18 protein-coding genes and 1 pseudogene are annotated in these 23,467 nt (G+C 37.0%); 1 reads left to right on the top strand and 18 read right to left on the bottom strand.

The annotated features are described in order from the left end of the window. Window positions 1–181 precede the first annotated feature (181 nt). The 10 genes from D1367_RS05300 to D1367_RS05255 all read right to left on the bottom strand — a co-directional run bounded on the left by D1367_RS05300 (window position 182) and on the right by D1367_RS05255 (window position 14,340). Complete coding sequence (locus D1367_RS05300) at window positions 182–943, bottom strand: hypothetical protein (protein WP_118164102.1); 762 nt, start codon at window positions 941–943, stop codon at window positions 182–184. Window positions 944–1,432: 489 nt separating this feature from the next. After that, window positions 1,433–2,620, bottom strand: coding sequence for a glycosyltransferase (locus tag D1367_RS05295; protein ID WP_118164099.1), 1,188 nt, complete (start codon window positions 2,618–2,620; stop codon window positions 1,433–1,435). A gap of 156 nt (window positions 2,621–2,776) precedes the next feature. Further along, the gene (locus tag D1367_RS05290; RefSeq protein WP_118164096.1) at window positions 2,777–3,901 is read right to left on the bottom strand and encodes a glycosyltransferase family 4 protein; all 1,125 of its coding nucleotides are present in this window, start codon (window positions 3,899–3,901) and stop codon (window positions 2,777–2,779) included. Window positions 3,902–4,164: 263 nt separating this feature from the next. After that, entirely contained in the window at window positions 4,165–4,959 is a 795-nt protein-coding gene (locus D1367_RS05285; protein ID WP_220451006.1) for a class I SAM-dependent methyltransferase, read from the bottom strand. Between the two features lie 129 nt (window positions 4,960–5,088). Continuing rightward, window positions 5,089–6,549 carry an MOP flippase family protein gene (locus tag D1367_RS05280; protein WP_118164091.1) on the bottom strand — a complete coding sequence of 487 codons (1,461 nt, stop codon included), beginning with the start codon at window positions 6,547–6,549 and terminating at the stop codon, window positions 5,089–5,091. Window positions 6,550–6,998: 449 nt separating this feature from the next. After that, a complete protein-coding gene (locus D1367_RS05275; protein WP_118164088.1) occupies window positions 6,999–9,206 on the bottom strand; it encodes a GumC family protein in 2,208 nt (735 codons plus the stop codon). Between the two features lie 965 nt (window positions 9,207–10,171). Next, window positions 10,172–11,209 (bottom strand): UDP-glucose 4-epimerase GalE, encoded by a 1,038-nt coding sequence (gene galE / locus D1367_RS05270; protein ID WP_118164085.1) that lies wholly within the window; start codon window positions 11,207–11,209, stop codon window positions 10,172–10,174. Beyond that, window positions 11,206–12,615, bottom strand: a complete 1,410-nt coding sequence (locus D1367_RS05265) for a sugar transferase (protein WP_118171133.1) — start codon at window positions 12,613–12,615, stop codon at window positions 11,206–11,208. Before D1367_RS05265 ends, galE begins: the two co-directional genes overlap by 4 nt. Window positions 12,616–13,218: 603 nt before the next feature. Beyond that, window positions 13,219–13,368: a hypothetical protein gene (locus tag D1367_RS30490; protein WP_181985076.1), complete on the bottom strand. Its 150-nt coding sequence runs from the start codon at window positions 13,366–13,368 to the stop codon at window positions 13,219–13,221. Window positions 13,369–13,725: 357 nt separating this feature from the next. After that, window positions 13,726–14,340: a tetratricopeptide repeat protein gene (locus D1367_RS05255; RefSeq protein WP_118164078.1), complete on the bottom strand. Its 615-nt coding sequence runs from the start codon at window positions 14,338–14,340 to the stop codon at window positions 13,726–13,728. A gap of 444 nt (window positions 14,341–14,784) precedes the next feature. Between D1367_RS05255 and D1367_RS05250 the strand changes: the two genes are divergently transcribed. Further along, window positions 14,785–15,573, top strand: a complete 789-nt coding sequence (locus D1367_RS05250) for an SDR family oxidoreductase (protein ID WP_118164073.1) — start codon at window positions 14,785–14,787, stop codon at window positions 15,571–15,573. A gap of 186 nt (window positions 15,574–15,759) precedes the next feature. On the opposite strand, the pseudogene D1367_RS32035 reads toward D1367_RS05250, so the two are convergent. The 8 genes and pseudogenes from D1367_RS32035 to D1367_RS05210 all read right to left on the bottom strand — a co-directional run. Beyond that, window positions 15,760–16,035: pseudogene (locus D1367_RS32035) on the bottom strand (DUF1257 domain-containing protein); the annotation flags it as partial. 95 nt (window positions 16,036–16,130) lie between these two features. After that, window positions 16,131–17,234 carry a hypothetical protein gene (locus D1367_RS05240; RefSeq protein WP_118164066.1) on the bottom strand — a complete coding sequence of 368 codons (1,104 nt, stop codon included), beginning with the start codon at window positions 17,232–17,234 and terminating at the stop codon, window positions 16,131–16,133. Continuing rightward, complete coding sequence (locus D1367_RS05235) at window positions 17,218–18,549, bottom strand: VWA domain-containing protein (protein ID WP_118164059.1); 1,332 nt, start codon at window positions 18,547–18,549, stop codon at window positions 17,218–17,220. The genes D1367_RS05240 and D1367_RS05235 overlap by 17 nt, the downstream gene beginning before the upstream one ends. Then, entirely contained in the window at window positions 18,542–19,507 is a 966-nt protein-coding gene (locus D1367_RS05230) for an AAA family ATPase (RefSeq protein WP_118164055.1), read from the bottom strand. The genes D1367_RS05235 and D1367_RS05230 overlap by 8 nt, the downstream gene beginning before the upstream one ends. Continuing rightward, window positions 19,500–20,171 carry a hypothetical protein gene (locus tag D1367_RS05225; RefSeq protein WP_118164052.1) on the bottom strand — a complete coding sequence of 224 codons (672 nt, stop codon included), beginning with the start codon at window positions 20,169–20,171 and terminating at the stop codon, window positions 19,500–19,502. Before D1367_RS05225 ends, D1367_RS05230 begins: the two co-directional genes overlap by 8 nt. Window positions 20,172–20,179: 8 nt before the next feature. Further along, window positions 20,180–20,659, bottom strand: a complete 480-nt coding sequence (locus D1367_RS05220; protein WP_118164048.1) for a hypothetical protein — start codon at window positions 20,657–20,659, stop codon at window positions 20,180–20,182. Between the two features lie 56 nt (window positions 20,660–20,715). After that, complete coding sequence (locus tag D1367_RS05215; protein ID WP_118164044.1) at window positions 20,716–21,822, bottom strand: hypothetical protein; 1,107 nt, start codon at window positions 21,820–21,822, stop codon at window positions 20,716–20,718. 25 nt (window positions 21,823–21,847) lie between these two features. After that, on the bottom strand, window positions 21,848–22,813 hold the full coding sequence (locus D1367_RS05210; protein WP_118164041.1) for a trypsin-like peptidase domain-containing protein: 966 nt from the start codon (window positions 22,811–22,813) through the stop codon (window positions 21,848–21,850). Between the last annotated feature and the right edge of the window lie 654 nt (window positions 22,814–23,467).

Genomic DNA, 23,467 nt, shown 5'->3' with positions numbered 1-23,467 from the left:
CCTCTAACAAGTATCGTAATTGCATCTAATCCTTCAGCTTCTCCTGTTGAGCTAGGGAGAAATCCTTGTCCAAATACATCAAACTCAAAAATTGAACTTATACTATTTTGAATATTTGTACTTCTCTCTGCAAATGCAGGAAGGTTTTGACCAAGGTAAATAATTGCATCATTATAAAAAGCTATAAAAAATAAGCTGTTAAAGCAACTAGAAATATTTTAATAGCATTATTTATATTTTGTGATAATTTCAAAAGCGAAATTAGTTTATTGACAGCAACAACGATAAAAAATGCATAAGAAAACTTAGATCCTGATATAGCTATTGCAATTATAGTAATAATTTGAATTACATTTATAAATATTGATTTTTTATTACTGTTAATCTGCGAAAGAAATACATAAGAAGAGCATAAATAAAATATCAGAGGAGAAGATTCGTTAAAAAGACCACTAAATCTATATGTATAAGGCAAGATAGAAGGGGGAATTGAATATTCACTAATGGATTGGCTAGGTAAATTACTATGTATCATTGTCAGCCTATTTAACCCAATATTCGCCAAAAATGTTTGAATAATTCCATAGACTAAGTTTGCAACAGTAAAAATTTTTATAAAATTAATAAATAATTTAATATTTTTATACATTGACTGAGCAAAAAGGATTAAATATAAAAAGCTTAATATATATCCAATATCAATTAAACTAAAATTTCTATCAGAAACTAATCCTAAAATTGGTACTATTATAGATATCAAAAATGGGAAAATTAGAAAAATAAGACTTTTTCTAATTTCTATATCTTTGTTAATTATATAAAATGCCAATAATGGTAGCCCTAAAATTCTAGATTGAAAGTATATCCCAATAAATATATAAGACAAAGAAAATGCAGGAAAAAACATCAGAGCCAAATTCAAATATAAAAATACTTTTTGCATAGTTTATTTTTGCTGTAACCTTTAAAATTTTAAATCAATACGGTTCAGTTAGAGCCAAAAACCTTAAACTGCGTAGGTTGGGTTGAGGAACGAAACCCAACATTTATCAGAATTTATTGGGTTTCACTTCGTTCAACCCAACCTACGTAGAAGTTAAGTTTTAGGCTTAACTGAACTGTATTGAATTTTAAATTATTTTTTAGCGAAAAAAGTTGCTCCAAATCGGAAAAAATAATATTTTAATAATTTTGTATTTGTGAGTAGTCACCACAACTTTGTTGATAAAGTTCGTACTCTTGACTAGAGTAACAACTGCTTAATAGTTTCGTGTAATTCATTAAAAATTGTAATTTCAACAGGGGATATATTTTTAATATTGTTGAATCGAAAGAAATTACGGGTCTACCAAAGCCTAAAGACTTAAAAAACCTTTCATTTGTCCAAGAGCTTTTTGAATTGAAGTTACAATGGTAAAATCACTAGATGAATCTAGTTAGTCTTTAATAAATCTAGAAATCTCCTTGCTGTATTATATACAATTAAACTAATTAGCTTTTTAGTACCTATATCCGAAGTAGTTGCGGCATATTGTTTTACTTTTTTAAATTCTATTTCCTTGAGACAATCACCCACTTTACATAAAGTATAGAATGAACCAGGCTGCTCAAAAATAATATTAAGCTCAGGTGGAACTAAGCTGAAGCCATAAGATAACGATGCTTTTCTGGTGTCACGTATTGTTAGCAAATATTCAGTGGATATCTTATCGAGGTTTTTAGTCCCATATAGGTCTGTTGTAAAATTGATGCCAGCAAGGTTACTGTTCAGCCCTTTTATACAGTCAGATGTGAGTTCAAAGTAACTGTCGTAGATAACTGTAGACTCGCTCAATAGAGAAAATTTATACTGCTGAGGCAGCACTTGCAAGGGTACCTGAAGTCTAAAAGTTGAGTAGGCATAATTTTCTCCTGCATCAGAAAAATTAGTTGTTAGAGACTTTCGAGGTACTACAAAAAACTTGTCCTTATCAACCATATATTTAATAAAGTATTTCTTCCATGATTTTTCCGGCCAACATAGTACTTGATCAGGAATTAAAAGATTGTTAGCTGATATCAATTGCTTACTTTCACATTCTTCATTTGCAAACCATTCTAAAAAATCTTTCCACTGACGTTTTGTCCACATCTGTCCCCAAGATGTTGCACTTTGAATAAAATAATTATCAAATTCATCGTTAATCGGAATAAACCTTTGTTGAGCATACTCGTTATATAAATACGAATAAAGTGATATTCCGCCTATACGATTATCATCTTTGTAGAAAGATAATGCTTGACAGGAATAGTTATAGAATTCAGGTGAAACAAACAAATCATCTTCTAGAACTATTACAGCTTCGCACTGCTGTGAAATACTCCCACAATAAATTATATGTTTCTTTAAACCTAAATTTATAGATTGCAAAACTACTTCTTTCTCACCATATTCCCAAATAAATTCTTGCGCGATTTTTGCAACATGAGAAGAACCTCCATAATCAATACTGATTATGAGCTTAATATTTGAGTAACCCTTAAAAGATGCCTTAGATAAGGAATCTAACAATCTATTCAAAGATAAAGGTCGATTATAAGCAGCAACAACAATTGTTGGTTGTATTTTACAGTCTCTCATGGTTTATACACTTTTCTACTTTACTAGAGCGGGCACTACGTGATCTATCTGCGACAACCAAAAGTTTTGGAGGTTTTGCTTGACAGACGCTACCGTATAAATCGAAATTGCAAATATTGTTTTTGACTACTGTTTGCTTTTGACTTAGTATTCCCATTATTTAATTCCCATTAGGTGTCGAAGTTTTTCAGCTTGTAGTTTCCATGAAAAATGCTGTTGCGCTATTTGCCAACCAGCTTTTCCCATTTGAAGGCGCAAGTGAGCGTCATGAGCTAGAGTAATTAGATATTCAGCCATCTTTTTACTGTTACCCTCTTCGACTAATAATCCTGTCTCGCCATGTTTGACAGCTTCGGGAATTCCTGCATGATAAGTCGATACAACGGGCAAACTGTATGCCATTGCTTCTAAAATGGCTACAGGTAGACCTTCTTCATCTCCTGATTCAGGATCGATAATGCTATGTTGTACGAAGATATCTGCCTCTTTCATTAGTTGTAGGATTACTTGATTGGGTTGGCCTCCATGTAATGTCACTTTTTGCTCTAAATTCCAGTCCTGAATAAATTTTTGTACAGATTTAAATAAAGGACCAGTTCCTACATAATCAAGGTGTAAATCAGGATAAACCTCTGTTGCTTGACGAAAAGCATCTAGCATCAAGAGAGGAGCTTTTTTCGCTACCATTCGTCCAACTGCTATGCAGCGAATGATTTCTTGTTGATTATTCCTAACAAATGGTTGAAAGGGAACTTTGACACCATAAGGGATAAGATGAATTTTTTCAGTCTTTAAACCTAGCTCAATTAATCTCTGGCGCTGGACTTGATTGACTGTGATAATTGCATCCGCTTGGTTATAACGCAAATATTCAATTTGCCATTTCTTTTGACGCAGAAGAATCGAAACATCCATTCCGTGAGCATGAGCAAAAAAAGGAATTCCTAACTTTTGAGCCAAAGGAAGCCAGTAAATAGGATAATTTAAGTATTCTCCAAGAATGACATTGACATTTTGCTTGCACAAAAACTGCTTTACTGGGGAGTAAAATGTATGATATCCAGGGAAGAACGTCTTGGAAATTTTTCCAAATCCTCTTTCAATCAAACTGAAGCGATTGAAAATTAATTTGGGGCAGTCAACGTCCCAGTGCCCACTATAAGGAAGTCTATTACTAGATGTTACAACAACAGTGTTTCCTGGAAGCAAATCTTCCATATGTCGTCGGATAAATGTTTCAGACAGAGCGCCAATCTGTGGTGCAATAACAGCAAGAGACATAATTTAAAAACCAAAATAAAGGAACCTAATTAGATAGAATATTCTAGCGTTTCCTATAATCCAATGTAATATTTTATTTCTGCAACTCTGTAATCTGTTGGAGGATTCACGTCAAATAATGCGCCAATATACCCACACATTGGACATTCATCTTTATCTTTAAAACTACTTGTAGTATATTGGCTAATGAATGATAATTTTGTTTTTATTCTGTTTAATTTATGTAGCATTTGATCTATACCTCTAGAGCAGAAAAGCAGAAATTACACAGTTATTGCAGATGGTTTTCTAACCGTACCAGATATCCCAGTTATCATTGAAGATTCGCGGAATTCCTCTGGTGGTTTATCAAATCTATAAAGTATCCATACAATCGGTAAAACTATTACTGAAATTATTAATGAAATCAATAATCCAAGTGCCTTATGATTGATTGAATATCCGAATCTTCTTCGTCCCCACAATCCTATCATTTGGGCTAGAGATGCATCCCATCCACCTAAAGCTTGCAGTTGAATGTTGTCAAATCCAGCGTTCCTAAGATGGCGTTCTAACGAAAATGGTGTGTAACGATATTCGTCATAGGGAACAGTGTGGAGTGGCCATAAAAAAGGAACTGTAAAAAATAAAATACCTCCAGGTTTCAAGACTCTTAGAATTTCTTTAATTACTATTTCTGGTTCTGGGCAATGTTCAAATACTTCAGTTGCGATAGCACAATCCATACAAGAATCTGCTAGAGGAATGCGTTTTCCATCCCAAATTAGATCAGGTTTAGTATACAGGTTATCCTGGAAATCTAAACCAATATATTTCTCAACTAGACTTGGTGGTTCTAATAAGAGAGATTTGTAAGGCATATAACCAGCACCTACATCTAAAAGAGTTCCTGAAAAATCAGGTATAGTTTTTTCTAAAGCTTTAAAAATACTTTTTCTATGTCCAAAATTATCTATATTGCCAATCCCGATTTTTGGGGACAAAAAATCTCTTTCTTTATTATTAATCACCTTTTCTATTAACGTAAGTTTCAGCTTCATTATCAACTTATTAATCATTTTTTTGATATTAATGTAAGAGTATGTTTTCAAAGGGTATTTATGCTTTTATAGTTAGTTAGCATAGTGAGGCATCTAAATACATGGCTAAAACCTTAATTTTTCGTTTCACTTAACCCAGTAAAGAAATTAATCAATTAATTGTTCTTTGCTACAAGGGGTTATAAAATTTATAAATTCTAGTAATTCTTGCCGATTAATCCACCAACTTGCCAATAAGTAGCTAAGAATTCCTAGTGGAACTAAAATTACTAATATCCAAATACTCGCTAGAGAGATAGGCAATATAAATTTTAGTGCTGAAAGAACTATCAACATTATTAAACTAGTAACCCACGGTCGCCAAAGCACTAAACCTAAATCGCCCATAGGTAGTTCAATGAGGCGAAAAGGAATAGCAAAACAGGGATAAGTTACCAAACACAAATAATAGATATTATAGGCTGTAGCAACTCCAATAATCCCCCAGTGTAAACCGATTCCAAAAGCAATAATAGCTGGAAATCCTGTAGCTATGCCCCAATAAAACAACAAGTCTGTACGATCTTTAATATTATAGATATAACCTACAGTCATCGCTACAGATTGTATAAGCCCTAGAGGAGATAATATCATTATAAGTATAATGACTGGTCGCCATTGCGAACCAAAAAATGCAAGTATTAAGGGTTCAGATAATACAAATACTCCAGTCATTAAAGGAAAAGTAATTAAGCTAATTTTTGTAATCGCTTTTAAATAAATGCTCCTAAATTTAGCATTATCATCTTGAATTGTAGACAAAACAGGAAACATAACCCTACCAACAACGGCAGAAATACCTTGGATAGGGTAAAGCATAATACGATATGCTAAAGTATAATAGCCTAAATCTTGGGAACTTAAAAATCGACCAATCAAAATATAGTCACTGTTTCGGACAAAATAATTAAAAATACTAAAGCCAGTTAGATTTAAAGTAAAGCTACTAATTTCTTTTAAATCGCCGAAGCAAAAAATAAACTGAGGTTTCCATTGACTTTTACTCCATAGAAGTATTGATGTAATAGCGGCAACCGTTAGTGTTTGTATTACTAAACTCCATACACCAAAGCCAGTAAATGCGGAAATAATACCTAATATAGCTCCTAAAAAAACAGATGCAATTTCTATTTTAGCTAAAGTGTTAAAGTCTAAATTTTTTTCTAAAATTGCTTTATGAGCAATACTAAAACCAGAAATTATAAACGTTAATGCCAGAACTCTTAAAATTTCTGTGACTTTAGGCTCTTGATAAAAGTAAGTCACTAAAGGAGCGCAAACTATAAGGATAAAGCTTGCTAATATTCCCAAGATTCCATTAACCCAAAATAATGTACTTACAAGGGAATCAGAAACTTGTTTGCGTTGGATAATAGCTGCTGATGTGCCTAAGTCACTGAATAAAGTCATAAATCCAGTAGTAATGGTTGCCATACTAACTAAACCAAAATCATTAGGTGAGAGTAACCTAGCTAGAACAACGGTTGTTAGTAACTGCATTATCTGTCTTCCTAATTGTGAAACTAAAGACCATTTAATACCAGATACGGCAGATTTTTTAAGAGACATTTATTTTTTGTGTCACTACTTTATTATCATTACCAATCAATCACCCCAACTCATCTTAAATCAACAACGGAATACTATAGACAGTTACTAGCAAATCAGCCGATGATGGTAGATGTATATCACCAAATAATGATGAAATGCAGTTTGGATAAATTGATGTTGTTTTTAGTTAGATATTTAGTCTTATTAATGCTGATTAAAAGTAACTTAACGAAATAAAAAAGCAATTTTTTATCACAAGGCCCAATTAATCAGTATCAGAATAAATCCCATATCATATTTTATTTTTGAAATACACCTTAGATATACTTAGATTTTTTCAAAAATAAAATATGATTGCTATATTCTCTTAACTGAACCGTATTGCTTTATGTTTCGCCTATAACTTTACACAACCTAAATCTTTAACACCTCAGAGATAATACGGGCTTTTCTAAGATATTAACCAGCTACAGCAGTTTTAACCCAGTAATCTTACTTAAGTTAGACTTAATCCTATCCTTCTTGCCAGACTTACTCTCTCCAGTATTTTTATCGAAGTAATAGTAACCGTAGTCATTATTATCCGTAGCCACACAATTCACCACCAGTCCTAACACTGGCACACGAGAATGTTCTAACAATCCTTTTGTAGTCTTAGCCGCAGCAGAAGTAACTATACCAGGACGTGCAACTAACAACATTCCATCTGCCATTTTGCCTACTATCGAGGCATCAGGCATAATACTTAAAGGCAAAGTGTCAATAATTATGCAGTCATAATCTTGAGCAGCTTGTTGGAGTAACCTTTTCATCGATTGTGAGTCTAGTAGTGCAGCAGGGTTAGGCGGTATAGTGCCAGAAGTGAGCAATTCTAGGTTTATCATCACTTCCTTGGCAGCTTCTGCTAAGGTAGCCTGCCCCACTAAAACATTACTTAACCCCATCAAGTTAGGTTGTTGCCACATTTCATGTTGATGGGGGCGGCGCATATCTGCATCAATCAATAGCACTCGCCGTCCCATTTGGGCAGTTGCTACCGCCAAATTAGCTGCGATAAAAGATTTACCCTCATTCATCACAGAACTGCTAACCACAACTACCTTCAGTTCCTTATCATAAAAAGTGAACCCCAGCTTAATCTGGAGCATTTCAAAGGCAGCATTGACTGATGAATAAGGGTTATTGAGTACCGGTAATTCGGTTATACTCTCACCACGAGCCAGTCTAGTTTTTTGATCAAAAAGTGGAATTGTACCCAACAAAGGATAGTCCAATAACTGTTGCGCTTCTTCTGCTGTCTTCACAGACTTGTCTTCTGCTTCTAGCAATAAAGCTGCTCCAATACCTAAGAAAAATCCTAAAAATCCCCCCAGTGCCAAATTCAAGAGGATAATAGGAGAAACTGGTTTTTTCGGAAGTAAAGCTTCGGAAAGAATCCTGGCATTACCCACGTTCTGGTTTTCCAGTATTTGAGTTTCTTGCAATCGTTTCATCATTTGTCCGTAGGTTGTTTGAGCAATCTCTAGCTCTAGTTGTAGTTGTAGTTGTAGTTGTTCCAGTTTCGGTAAGCTTCTAATCCGTGCTTGATAAAGTACAAAATCCTTCCTCAACACACCAACTTGATTCTCCAATCCCAACCGTTGTACTTCCAGTTGCACCAAATTAGCAGTTAGAGTCTGCTTGAGTTCTCCTATTTGTAAATCTTGCTCTGGGATAGGCTGTGAACTACTCAGAGTTTGACTCACTCTTGCTTCTAGCTGCTTTCTAAGAGCTTGTTCTTTATTTAACAAACTAGTAATCACTGGGTGTTCATCAGTCAATCGTGACCTCTCCACAGCTAACAGGTCTTGAACCTTATGATATTCCAATAGCACTTGTTGTACTGCTATGGATTGACTTAAGCTGGTCAATGCCATAGCTTGCTGTGTGCTCAATGCCAATTGATTTTGCAAAGCACCAGAACGACTCCTAAAATCAACCAACTGCGCGTGTAGTTGGGTCATCTGGCTGGATAATTCATTCAGCCTTTTGACTCCTTCTATAGCTTCTGCTTCTAGAGAAACAACCTCGTGCTTTTCTTTAAACCGACGCAGTGCTGCTTGTGACTCTGCGAGTTTTGCCTGGACTAGAGGTAATTGCTTGTTTAAAAATTCCCGTGTTGCTGTGGCTTCAGAACGGTTAATCCGAATATTATTTTCCAGATAAGCACTCATCAATCTATTGAGAATAGCTGTGGCTTCTTGAGGATTAGCACTACGATAATAAAGTTGTAAAATATTCGTCCCTCTGATATTTTTGATTTTCAAGTTACGCAGAAAATCACGTAATTCTAATGGTTGTCCCAGATTATCCTTGATGTGCAACTCATCAATAATTTTTTGAGTCAGGGGGTGAGAGCGAATAATTTCGGCTTCGGTTTCCAAAAGGTTTGAGTTAGTTGTCAGCCCGCTGAGTTGTCCCAGCTGCTGACTTACATCTGTAAGGGAAGCACTACTTTGGTTATTAAAAAGGAGTTTGGACTCGGCTTCATAAATTGGTTCTTGATAAAAAGTAACCAACCCTGTGACTCCAAAGACCGACCCCATAATGGTTATTATCAGTAACCAACGTCTTTTTAGAGTCAGCCAATACTGTTGAAAATTAATCAGGTCTTGCTCGTCTTGATGGGAAGGCATAATTCACCTAATACCCTAGATATAAAAACTGTTAAACATTTAATTCGCTCATTTCTACTGATATATAGCGGGGAAGTAAAACTGACAATTCAGGTTATGTGGAAAAGTCCACCAAAAACCTAACCCCCAACTCGTCGCGGGAAGGGGGAAATTCAAAGTCTCTCTCCTTAAAGGAAGAGAGAAATAGAAGTGAGGTTTTCCTTTCTAAGAGGATGTTTGAAAAGTTCTCTTGCCAGTATCAAAAATTTTAGATCCCCCTAAATCCCCCGATAAATTGCGGGACTTTGATTCTTCCCCCTTTTTAAGGGGGGTTAGGGGGGATCTAAAGTGCCTAAAGTCACAGCGAAATACTTGTTCATTCAACCTCTAAGAGTGAAAAGTCAGATATATCAACTAATCTAATATTCTTTGAAACTGCTCCTTGTTGATTACAACTGGGTCTGAATAATCTATAAAGATTATCAAGCTTTTTCACCAGATAAACCTACGTATTATTACGGTTTTCTCCTCATCGTTGTACTTAAATATTAATGTAATTTCTCATATAAGTACTTGATAATGTTTGGAATGGCACTAAGTTAAGATACAGCCCTCCTCTTTTTTGACGAGAGGCAGAGCCTCTCGGAATACATTCCCAGTCTTAAGACTGGGAACGAGGCAACGAGGCAAGATTGGGAACGAGGCAACACAAACTTTTGGGCTTTTCTTAGTACCATTCGGTATTGATTTAAAAGCAATCTTAGGAAGCCCATACTAAGACTGGGAACGAGGCAACGAGGCAAGATTGGGAACGAGGCAACACAAACTTTTGGGCTTTTCTTAGTACCATTCGGTATTGATTTAAAAGCAATCTTAGGAAGCCCATACTAAGACTGGGAACGAGGCAACGAGGCAAGATTGGGAACGAGGCAACACAAACTTTTGGGCTTTTCTTAGTGCCATTCGGTATTGATTTAAAAGCAATCTTAGGAAGCCCATACTACGTTCGGTACTCCGAATCCGTATGTGGAGGATGTCACCATCAAATCTTGCTGGTGCTTTTCCCAGGCTAGGGTAGTATACACAATTTGATCTAAGTCATTATATTTTGGTTGCCAACCAAGTAATTTACGGATTTTATCAGCACCAGCTATCACACAAGCAGGATCACCCGGACGACGTTCTGTTTCAATAACCGGAAAATCTACCCCAGAAATAACCTTAACCCGTTCGATAACTTCACGGACACTGTATCCTTGTCCATAACCACAGTTGAGAATTTGGCTTTCGTTACCTTGCTCTAAATAGGCCAAAGCATCTAAATGTGCTGCTGCTAAATCTTCAACATGAATGTAGTCTCTAATTGCCGTTCCATCTGGTGTCGGAAAATCTGTACCAAAAATTTTTACTCCTAGTTTGCGTTTGAGTGCAGCATCACACGTAACTCTAATTAAATGAGATGCTTCTTTTGCCATCTGCCCCAATCGCCCACCAGGTTCTGCTCCAGCAACATTAAAGTATCGTAAAATTACGTAACGTAAATCAGAAGCTTTTGCATAGTCACGAATCAGCCATTCACAAGAAAGTTTTGATCGCCCATAGGGGTTAATCGGTTCAGTTGGTGTAGATTCAGTGACAGGACTAGTTTCTGGTTGCCCATAGACAGCTGCTGTACTAGAAAAGATAATTTGGTTTACACCCATATTGCTGCAACAACGGAGTAAATTCAGGGTGTTGCGAGTATTGTTAGCGTAGTAGTCTAAGGGATGAGCAACAGATTCGGGTACATTCAGACTCGCGGCGAAGTGTAACACAGCCGTAAATTGATGCTGACGGAATACCTGGGAAAGAAGTTCTGAATCTTTTAAATCACCAATAATTAACTCACCATGCAATACTGCTTGCGGTGAACCTGTAGAGCAATTGTCATACACCACAACGTCGTAACCGGCTTCGCCCAACTTACAAACTACATGGGAGCCAATGTATCCTGCTCCACCAGTAACTAAAACTTTTTTATTCATCTGCCTTTGCCCAGTAATACTACTCGAATGGTTTTGAAGACGATCGCTAAATCCAAAGCTAGTGAATAATTTTTGATGTAGTAGAGGTCGTAAGCTAATTTCTCGTAAGCATCCTCTACTGATGCGCCGTAGGGATACATTACCTGCGCCCAGCCTGTGATTCCGGGTTTGACGACATAACGTAATTCATAGTAAGGAATTTCTTGTTGCAGCTTGATATCAAATTCTGGCCGTTCTGGACGGGGGCCAATCAGGCTCATTTCCCCCCAGAGAACGTTTAAAATCTGTGGTAATTCATCGATTCTAGTCAGGCGTAACCAGCGTCCTACTCTGGTAATCCGAGGATCTCGTTCCTTCGCCCACTGCACTCCCCGTTTTTCGGCATCCTGATACATGGAACGAAATTTATAAACTTTAAAAGGCTTTCCTTCCAAACCAGTCCGCATCTGTGTGTAGAAGACTGGGCCTGGACTATCTAACTTAATTGCCAGTACTACTAGCAATATCAGTGGAAATAAAAACTGAAATAATAACCATGCCAAAATAATGTCTAATAACCGCTTGAGCTTTTGATTAATGCTGTCAGCCGTTAAATTAAAACCAGCACCAAAAGCCAGCCAGTTATCCTGAAGCAGAAATGAGGGAAGTTTTTGCCACAAGGTTTCACAAATATCGGGAATCCCGTAGATGGAGACACCAGATAAACGTAACTGCATCAACTGCTGTATCTCTGCACCAGATAATTCCGTTGGGGTTGTTACTACTACCCCTGACCAAGATTGTTGACTCCATTGGGGTAAGTCATTGAGGCTCCCCACATAAACTCGATTACTTTCTCCTAACTCACTGGTGTTTGCCTCTGGTGTTGCTAGAACAACCAAGCGCCCTAATGAACTGTGTTTGAGAAAAGTCTTGCCAAATAGAATGGCTTTTTTATCTGCACCCAAAATCAGCCAACGGCTGTGTTGAGCTTGCGATCGCACCCACTTTGCTGCCCATAATCTTGATACCATAGCCCAGATGGTAAATATGCCTAAGCTGGGGAGCAAAATTCCTCGTTTCAAGACTATATCTTTCCCCCAGACACCACTAAAGTAAATGAGAGCTGCAATAACGCTAGCAACAACAACATTACTAATCAAAACGCGGGATGGAGCGCGTAACCCTGCTATTTGGGTATCTGGATGGTAGGTATCTCCTAAATATAGCCCTGCGAGAACTAGGAAAACAAATAAATAAATTAAAGGGTCAAAACTATTCAGATTTTGTTCCAATCGTAACCATAAAGAGAGAGACAAACTCAACAATAAACCCACAATATCCCCTAATAACAGTAATATACAGAGGATGTTGTCGGTCTGATATAACTTCTTGGCTTTTTTGCCAACAGCAAGGTTAATAGTCATTTGCATATACTATAAATTACAGTATAGACTTCATATAATTGGACATAAGCAATAATTATTCCGAAACTTTTAGCATAAAACTTTAACATTTAATAAATAATTCAAAACACGTCAAAAAAAGATATTATGAGCAATCGGAAACGAAAACTTAGTTTTCATATCTCAAACAAAGTTTCGTTAACTTAATCAAAATATTTTTCTTATGTGTTTTTTCCAGTCTTTTTTGATGCTTTATTTTTAATCTTTATTTTAGGTATCTCACCATGTGGAAATTACGTAAATATTTGAATTGATATAGAATTCCTGTTTATTTTTACATCTGCAAAGACATAAAAATTATTAAATAGGTCTATTGTAAAGTTTTTATGGTAGGATGGTGTATTTTAAAAATTTGCTTTCTATCTTTATCAGACATCCCAACGAGGTAACAAAAATTCTCTGCATGATTCTGATATGGATTTTTTATAAAGCTTTTAATCACACCACAAAACTTTTCTGCAAGAAGTCTAATACAATGGGCTGGGCTTGCTGAGGCGATCGCATAAACACCCACGTCATAAAATCCTGGGATATTACAGCAGATTGCTACAATCCTGAACAACATCATCCAATATTATTTTGCGATCGCAGGCTACAATGTGTATATGGGAATTGATCAGCGATCGCATTCTCTATAGACCTTCGGGTATTGGGGACTTCCAAGTAAAAAAATATTCCATTGCTATTGTTCACTGTTGACCGTTGACGGTTCACGAGTTTTCAGTCAACAGTCAACAGTCAACGACTTGAATGTGGAATAATTTATTTTTTGGAGTTCCCTTGCTCCCTGCCTTATGAGTTCAGATGGTATTTGAATCTCCTGTACAGACAATTACGAAATAGTTGTTTGAGATTTTGCAATGAACGTAAAATTATGCACATTGGAGGGGCATATAGTGCCAATTGATTATATTGCCATGAGTAGCGATCGCTAGTTATAGCATTGATATAAAAATTAAAATTTGGGGGTTGCCAGAGTCAATTAATAGCTCTAGCAACCTGTAAATAACGTCCGAACTGAGAAGACATTATTTGCAAACAGCTGGTAGTTTATCTAAGAAAAACCTTAGTTCATCCTCGTAACTTTTTGTGTACCTGTGCCAGATACCACATATAATCATCAATTTTGTAATTATCAACAGCCTTAACTATATATTCCTGAGCCAAATCAAGATTATTCTCGACTTCGTAATATAATCCCAAGTAAAGATGACTGTAAAAATTTCCCTTTATCCCTTCTGATTGACCAACAGTTAAAACTTCATCTGGAGTACAATTTCCCGAATACAAATCATATACGCGCTGCATGATGCGCCGAGGGTCATTTTTGACAGTTAATAAAGAATGACGCGCCTCTTCAACACCTAACGAACGAGCTATGCAGAGATATCGCCATACTGTTTCTTCTATATCTTGAGCATTTACGGTCAAATCTATTTCAAATTGTTCAGCGCCTTCAGCAAATCTTTCTGCATAATAATACGATAATCCCCGTTGCCAGAGGTAAGGTTTAATACTTGCATCCAATTGCTCTGCCATGTCAAAATCTTCAATAGATTCATTAATTTTGGCTAGTTGAAAGTTAACCATGCCTCGACGAATGTAAGCATTAGGGTTTTTCGGCTGATTGCGAATAGTTTCGTTCCAGCGCTGGAGTTGATTTTCCAGAGAATTTGAAAAAAACATGAGTTTTTCAGTAGATTTGGTCAGCGATTCAATTGGAATCAGATGCGGTGAATGGTTTAGAGATTGCGATCGCCTACATTACTATAAAAAGCGATCGCATTGGGTACTTGCAAGATAAACTCTTAAAACAATTCGCAATACTTCGGCTCCCTTCGGCTTCGCTCAGGGCAAGACGCTCAGTACAAGTTCGCTTTTTCGCCCATTCGCAATTACGTTTTGTGACGGGGATTTAGACCCCGACACTTTCACGCGCTGCTTGATAGAAGCAGGGGACTTAAACCAATTCGCAATTCGCAATTCGCAATTACGTTTTGTGACGGGGATTTATACCCCGACACAAAACGCGCTGCCTGTCTTACTGGGGACTTAAACCCCCAAAGTTCGTTAAACCCCTACCACTTGTTAAACTGATACCTTGAAAATAAAAAATCCACAGAATTACAAATGAGCGATGCCTACGACGGGCTACGTCTACGCTGGACACTGACAGGAAGGAAAGCACTGATTACAGGTGCTACCAAAGGCATTGGACTAGCTGTTGCCAATGAGTTTTTATCTCTAGGTGCAGAAGTCACAATTGTGGCACGAAATTCTCAGGATGTTAACCAACAACTACTTATCTGGGAACAAGCAGGATTGCCTGCTTATGGTATTACGGCAGATGTTGCAACCCCTGATGGGCGACAAGCCATTTTTGACCAGGTTGGCAAAACCTGGGATAAATTAGACATCCTGGTTAATAATGTGGGAACCAATATTAGCAAAAAAGTAGTAGACTACACGGCTGGTGAATATGAGTTCATCATCCAGACAAACCAGACATCAATTTTTGAGATGTGCCGTCTGTTTTACCCTCTACTTCAAAATGGGGAAAACAGCAGCATTGTGAATATAAGTTCTGTGGCAGGTTTAGTCTCGAATCGTACAGGCGCTCCTTATGGTATGACTAAAGCAGCTATAAATCAACTGACGCGATCGCTATCAGTTGAATGGGCTTGCGATCGTATTAGGGTAAATACCGTAGCACCTTGGGCAATTCGCACACCTCTAACCGAGTCTGTACTCGATAATCAAGATTTTCTCAAATTAGTTCTATCCCAAACACCTATGGGAAGGGTTGGTGAACCAGAAGAAGTAGCGGGTTTAGTGGCATTTCTTTGTATGCCTGCGGCATCTTTCATCACTGGACAATGTATTGGAGTCGATGGTGGATTTTTGGCTTTTGGTTTTTAATCTGATGTCATACCACCAATTTTGGGAAGTTGTGCTTATACTTTTGAATACTAATTTAGTTTTAAGCAAAAATTAATCTGAAAAAAATTCCTTGCCGCAATTTTGACACTTATAAGTTTTCTTATAGTTATGATATCCAGATTGAACAAATTGAGCCGAGCCGCAACTACATTTACGTTTTATATTTTTGCGATCTGCCAAACTTTGATTAATGGCATACTTTTGGTTTATGCTATTAAATAGCTCAGTTTGATTATGCTTCTTGGCAATACCCCATAAATCGGCAATAGCATCATAACTGCCATCAGCATTGCGTGACCAGCCTATGTCATATTCCCCTTCAAGAAAAGCAACAACGTCAGAACGAACCCTTTGACCATTGGAGCCACGAACGTCTGCATAAGTCTTGACAGAAATACCCAAATCTCGGAGAGAATTTATGAGTATATCAGCATCAGTAATCTTAGTCCGTAAGGTACTAAAATGGCCTCCTTTTTCTTTTTGATAACCAGCTTTCTTGAGTAGCTCAGTTGCTTCTCTCCAATTGTTTAATGTGTTTATCGCCATCTTTTTGTAATTTCTTTAATATATGGATATAGGCTGAGATTAGGGTTATTTAATTCTTCTTCTATTTGTTCAATTTCTTTTTCTGATAAGCGTCCCAACTCATTATGTTCATTATTACTAAGGTAAAGCATCACATGTAAGCATTGTTTTTCATATTCTGTCAATTCCTTTTCTTTGCCAGGACTTAACCTTTGTTTAGCTGATAATAAATCTTCATATAATTTATCTAAATCCCATTCTTTAGGCTCTGCTAAAAATCTACTTTCAATCTTTTTGAATAAAATCTTTAAAGTATCTATTTCAACTTCATCTTCTTCTTGGTCAATTCCTAATGTGTTCAGAAGATTATGTGAGAGTAACTGTAATGTATTCTTGTCTATCTTGCCTTCTAATTGTTCTTGCCTAATTTTTTGTGTTAAAGCTTGTTCATCTCCATAAAGCATTTTTGCTACAACTCGGGAGTTATTAATCAAATATTGATATTTATCCCAATCTTTTGTATGCTGAAGTGCATTTTTTAAAATTTCTAGCATTTTAGCAACTTGTATTTTCTGCGAAAGGCTCAAAATTTTATCTTCATTCTTTTGAGATAGACTTGACTGTAGTAAGTCAGTCAGTTTGATAATTGTTTCATCTGCATTACTATAGGCTTGTGCAATGAAGTCTTGAGTATCAGCTGCTTTTGAACTTTTCTTTGAATCAGATTTTTCAGCTAAGTAGAATTGTAAAAATTTTGCTAATAAAAATGGACGTTGTAAACCAAAGTTATTTTCTAATTCTAAAATCAATACTTCTCTGATTGATGGTTCGACTTCATAGACACCATCATCAATCGGGCGACACAAAGGTGAGAGCAGAAAATCAACTTCAGCAAACCAAGGAATTTGTTCTTTATCCAGAATGTTGATATGGATTAAATTCAAGAGTTCTTGTGTTAAAACCAATGGCAAGGCAGCATGACAAGCAAGCATCAAATGCTTGGAACCAAAGCTTCGTTCAAATGTCAATACTTGCCGTACTGCTAGATTAGAAGGCAGCCATTGTTCTCTAACCACACTGGGAGCTTTAATAATCTCTTTAAGGGTTTTGCTCATCGATACCAACTCCCGGAGGGAATGGATGCCCTCGTAAAATGTTTACCGCATCACTCAAACCTTCTCGGTCTAAAGGAAACATTGGTATCATGCAGGCAATATCTTCTGCTGTTGTTGCTACCCAACGAGATTTCGGCATGGGATTAAGCCAAGCGTAAAGGTAAGTGTAGGTACTAAGGGTTTGGAGAAATAATTTGGTTTCTTTTACTCGCTGGAGATCGTAATAGCCACGGGCTGCACCTGCATCACCGATAATCAATATACTATTACCTTTAGCTTTCTCATTTAATATTGTTTCTAAAAGTAGGGCATGTGTCAAGTTAGGGCGTTGATAAAGTAGTTTTTCTGGGCAATCATGAAAATAGTAAAGATTCGTCTTGCCAAGTAAACCACCTCGTAAGATACTTTCAATTGTCGCTTCAATTAAAGAAGCAAAGGGAGCCATTGAACCTTGCTGATCCACTAATACCACTAATTGAGCTTGATTGCGACGACGAGGCCTCAACACGGGTTGTAGCAACCAGCCAGAACTACAGAGGTTCCTTATTGTAGCTTCGACATCTAACTCTTCAAGGGCACCTACTCGTTGAGGACGGCGTAGATGTCGCCAGACTCCTACCATCTCTCGCCGACTTATAGGCAATCGGGTTGTTAACTGGTAGGAATGAGGTTTTTCTGTTGGCTCGGTTGTCGGTACAAATAACTTTACATCTTTTGCAGGTAGTTGCTCCCACTGCTGTTGTGGTTCCAAAAGTGGTTCAGTTTTAGGCAAATCATCAACTGGATGCTCCCTATATTTTTGGGTTTGGAGTTGAGAAATAAAACGCGCTCGCAAATTTTTAGCAGACCCTTTCCTAGGTGGAATAGCGCGATCAAGAATAGTTGAGTTATCAGGTTTAGTAAGAGTTTGCAGTTCGGGTTCGACTAATTCTGCAAAAGCTAGATCGAATAGTTTTTGATCTTCCCGGGACTTTGCCCAGATCAAGCGAAATAGCCCTTTGAAGCTGTCAGAATTTTCTAACCCTACTCTGCTTTCAATTGCCTCGATCGCTGTGAGATAATCTGATACTCCCAACGGTACACCCTGCTTGCGTAACCGTTCAAAAACATCAAGCAGTAAGGAATTTAGTTTTTGATCTTCTCGGGACTTTGGCCAGAGGCAGCGAAATAGCCCTTTGAAACTGTCAGGATTTTCTAGCCCTACTGTGCTTTCAATTGCCTCGATCGCTGTGAGATAATCTGATTCTCCCAACGGTACGCCCTGCTCGCCTAAACGTTCAAAAAACTCAAGCAGTAAGGAATCTAGTTTATCCATTCTCCCTTCTCCTACTATTAAGGGCGTTGCGATCGCTTTGAGTTTTCACCAGCGTCTCTAGATAAGGTAAATTCACTACATCGGTATTTTTAAAGTCTTCTGCATTTAGTTGGTTATCCGACTGGGCTTTCTTTAAAATTTCTAGCCAATCCAAAAATTCACTGGTTCCTGGTATTTTTCGCCAACTTTTTAACTCATTCCGCAAAGTCAAAAATTTTGTCAGCGCTAATTCAAATATAGGTGTAGTCTCGTTATCAAAATGCCTCTGGATAATTTGTTTGAGTGTTTCTTTACTAGGAAATTCAAGATAGTAGAATAAACAACGCCGGAGAAAAGCTTGTGGCAATTCTTTCTCTCGGTTACTAGTGATGATAATCAGTGGTAAACAGTCTCGCCGTTCCTTACGTGTCTTGCCCTTTAAAGCATCATATTTCATGTCCGGCGCTTCTTTAACTTGGAATTGCAACCGGTCTAGTTCTAGTAACAAATCATTGGGAAAATCAATATCGGCTTTATCAATTTCATCAATTAGTACAACTGAGGGGATATCTTCTTGGGACTGTTTGATCGCGTTTCCGAATTCTCCTAACGTGACATACTTCTCCTTTGATAGTGCTTTAACTTGTCCAGTTGTATTATTTGCTACTTTTCCTTCTTGAATATCATACAATCGCCTTAAGGCATCATAATCATATAGTAAATCCTGCGCTCGACTGGAAGAACGGATATAGCATGTATGAAGTGGATAACCTAATTCATAAGCAACTGCATAAGCTAAACGAGTTTTACCGCAACCAGGTTCGCCTTCGAGCAATAAAGGACGACGCAGATAAATGGCAGTATTGACTGCATCTATTAAAGATTTAGAGGTAATATAAGGTTCTAGCTGCGCCCATGCATCTGCAAATGGACTGTCGTGGCGGTTACCCTCACCTTTGTAAATTCTTGAATTATCCATAGCGCTTAGTGCCTCCTTCTAGTTCGCGGATAATTGCGTTTATTTCTTGATAAGTTGGCCTAAAGTATCCTTTCTGATTCTTGAGGCGATTAAGGTATTGCTGAATCTGAGCGTCTTCCATGTTTTGCTCTTGGAAAAGTTGGTGTGCCCAAGGAATTAGTTCTAAAAGCTCATATTTATTTGGAGTATCTAAGACAGTCAATCCATTTATTTCACCTAATATATGATGATTTATTTCACTTTGAGAACTGATGTCAACATTAGCCAAAATAATAATAATAAAACGATGAGTATCTATTAACGTTGGATAGATAGAATTGATATATTCAAAAAATGATGTAGCTGATGATTTTATATGATTAACTGGAATATCATAATTCCAAATCAATAGTACAATATCAGAATTGATTTGTGCATTCAGTAAATCAATAAAATTGTTGGAATTGCATTGTTTGAGAAATGCATCTAACATAGTTTGATCATTATTTTCCAAATGGATTCTGATTTCAAAGCGTTGTTTTGAACGTTCAGGTTGGTGTTGTTTTAATTTCTGCTCTATACGCTCGATAATATACTCATTCAAGATTGAAGCATCACCTTGAATAGCAAAGGTAAATACTCCCTGTATATCTACTTGAAAGACTTCCCTATTTAGTTGATTCATAATAGCTTCTAAGTCATATTCGATAATTCTATAATTCTATTTCTGTCAATTCTAATGGGTGGGTGAACTGAAATAGATGCATTTACATCCTGTCTTACTTTATTCAAATCGCTATTAATCCTTTCTTTCCATTCGTCAATTATTTGTTCTTTAATAAATTGGTCATCTTGTGAGTTGGCAACAAAATTAAACTTAATTATCACATGGTCTAATAAGCGAATTAATGCTGGTTTTTCTTCAGAGCCGATTCTTATAATCATTCTAAATTTGCTACAAATATTAGAAACAAACTCAGATAATCCTAGATTGAAATCTATCGAACTACAGCATTCCTCCAAACCAGAGTTGACCAATAGATGTCGTCGGGAAGTAGAATTATAAGTTTGAAGATCGGGAATATTGGTTAAAATATTCTCCAAACGAGCACACTTTCCAGAATTTAAAATATTATCCAAATGAGTACAGTTCTTTCCATCATTTACAATCATATACTCGTCTTGAGACTATGCTAGTTAAAGCTGATAGTAATTTTGCACATACTCTATTATGTAAATAACTGTTCTAAAGCTGCCAACTCTGCCTCTGTCTGAGCATCTACAAATGGTAAAGGACGCTGCATAATTGAAAAGAGCGATCGTTTTTGTGTAGTTGCGCCTTGCAAACCAATCTCACTCAGCTGAGCTTGAATTTTTAGCACCATGTTTTGACGATCAACTTTTGTCACATCTTGGCTAGAATAAATTGCTGTTTTAATTGCAGGTAATAGGATAACTTTTACATTGTCATATTCACCTTTAAATACAGCCTCCTGCGCTCGGGTGACTAATTCATTAATTTGGGTTAGCGAATCCCAATCTTGATATGTACGCTTTTCTATGCGGAATAGCATATAGCTGTAGCCTTCCAGTGGTTGGGCATATCTGATGAAATCTTTGGATCTTCCAGATGCAGTATCATTGAGCCTGTAATTAACCATTTTTAGACTATCATCTACAATACACAGTGTATCTGGATTAATTTGGTTTTCCTCAGCTAAGATAGCGACTAAATAACCCGCTTTCAAGTCATTTTTACCTCCACCGCCAGCAGCCGAAAATGTTTGTTGATAACCTAGCTCTAAACAACTTTCTCCAGCACCAATTAAGTCTTCAATTCCTCTATATATAGGTTCTATTATTTTCATTACAGATGATATATTTGGCGCTACTGATAATAATTTTGAAAACCGTCCCATTGTTTTCATAAATTTGCCAATTGGATCACTATTCACAATACTGAATAAACCTGCTTGTAACTCCACCAAACCATCATTAAAAGGAAATAGAGGTGTCAGCGCATAGTTACATTGAATCACTCTATTCAAATTTTCTGTTGACAGTTCTTCTAGATGTCCTGGTTGAGCAAGATAGGGTATTGTCTTAGATTCACCACCATGATTGAACCGAATAGCAGCATGAACTACTGGATATCTTTCCCTGAACCAATCCACGTCTTTAGCTAAACGCATCTCCACTAGCCATAGGCGACAATAAGCTTCCCCTGCGTTGATTGGTGTGGAATCGTAATCTACATCAATGCGATATTCTTCTAGAAAGCGGGCTTGATACTTTCGGGAGTTTCGTGTGAACCATTCTGAAAATTGTCGCTTCATAAATCACTTCCTAAATAATATTAAATTAGTCGATTAGTCGATTTTGAATCTTTTCCCAGAAGGCAAAGAGAGGGGCACCAGAGGTTGTGCCTGAATTTTGCTCTCGCTCCGCAGCTATACCTAAATTCCCTCGATGGATAGCCACTAATTGCCAATCACTATTGAAGATTGGCGCACCAGATGAACCATTCTCAGTGCTAACATCATGGTTGATGTAATCTTGATCCACGTGTTGAATACTACCCCAATCTGAAATTACTGCATATTTTCCTTGCGGATGATGAATCAAACGAATCTTTTCATCTTGATTTAGTATATTATTATTAACTTTAGCAATTTTTTGTTTTGGTACAATTTTTTCTTTAGCCACAACTTTAGCCACAACTTTAGCCACTGCATAATCCAGTTGAGGAGATTCAACTGGATTATGCTGTATTTTTGTTGTTAAATCTAGTTCAAATATATCTGAGTCTAATTCATGACTTCCTTGAACGTAATTAAACCTTGCCCAAGCTTTTGTCACCTGACTTTTGCTAAAAATATGATTGCAGGTGAGTACCCATGTTTGATGGATCAACACACCTGTTCCAATAGGAGTGCCTTTGGGTGACTCTATTCTTGCAACACTATTACGAGCAGCCAAAGCCTTGAGATTTTTTTCACCCTGTTGAGCTAGCCTCTTAAATAAAAGCACATCATCTACTTCATCTTCCCCATAAATCTCAGACAGGTACGTGAGCAGTTTTATCATGGGGTGATAATCTAATCTTTGATTAGAGACATGGTAAGTTTTAAACTTTGAGACTAACTCTTGAGCAAAGATGAATGGTCTGTCATTGAAATTTAGGTTGTTCAGGAAAGCTTGATGGATACTAGCGTTCTGCATAACAGACCTGCGTTGATCAGCACTGTTAAACTTCATTGCAAATCTGTTCAGCGACTCAATTAATGGCACAACATCTTCCTGTTCCAAGAATAATTCTGGATTCATAATTTCATTTGCTAGGCTCAAGTTAGGTTATTGGCAATCAGCTTTATATATTGAAAATGTATTGTAATGATTATGAATCTTGCAAGTACACTGTCCTAGATAAAGATATCATGAAAAATGCTTCAAAATCCTTATGCCTTACGCACTGTACAAATACATCGTGGTGTGCATTACCTAAAATAGGAAGTTTTCAGGCTTTTATTAATTATCCTGCGATGCCTACGGCGGTAAACTACGTAAATAGGACTTACGCACACTCTACGAATTCTCGGCGCTCTTGGCGTCTTGGCAGTTCGATAAATTAAGCTTTTTAGCAATTTTTGCGTAAGTCCTAGTAAATAGACCATGCTGTAGGGGCACAGCATTGCTGTGCCCTTACGAAAGATATGGTTTTTAACCTTAATTCATATTTAGTATTTCTTGTCAATGCGTAAGTCCTAATCCCTAGCCCTTTTAAGGTGGTGAGATTTAGAACGAGAATTGGTTATTTCAACCTTTAAAAAGCCCAAAATCTGAGCGGAAGATTCAAGATGGTAGCACTGAAACAACGTATCTTCGTTGGCCACCTTGAAAGGGCTAGTCCTAATCCTATTCAATAGAGCATTTTTAATTTTTAATTCCGTGCAGAGGTACTAGGTGAGCAAAGAATTTGAA

The sequence above is a fragment of the Nostoc sphaeroides genome, from assembly GCF_003443655.1.
GTDB classification, from domain to species: Bacteria; Cyanobacteriota; Cyanobacteriia; order Cyanobacteriales; family Nostocaceae; genus Nostoc; species Nostoc sphaeroides.
The sequence above is the reverse complement of the archived record's forward strand: the minus strand, read 5'-3'. Positions and strand labels throughout refer to the sequence as shown.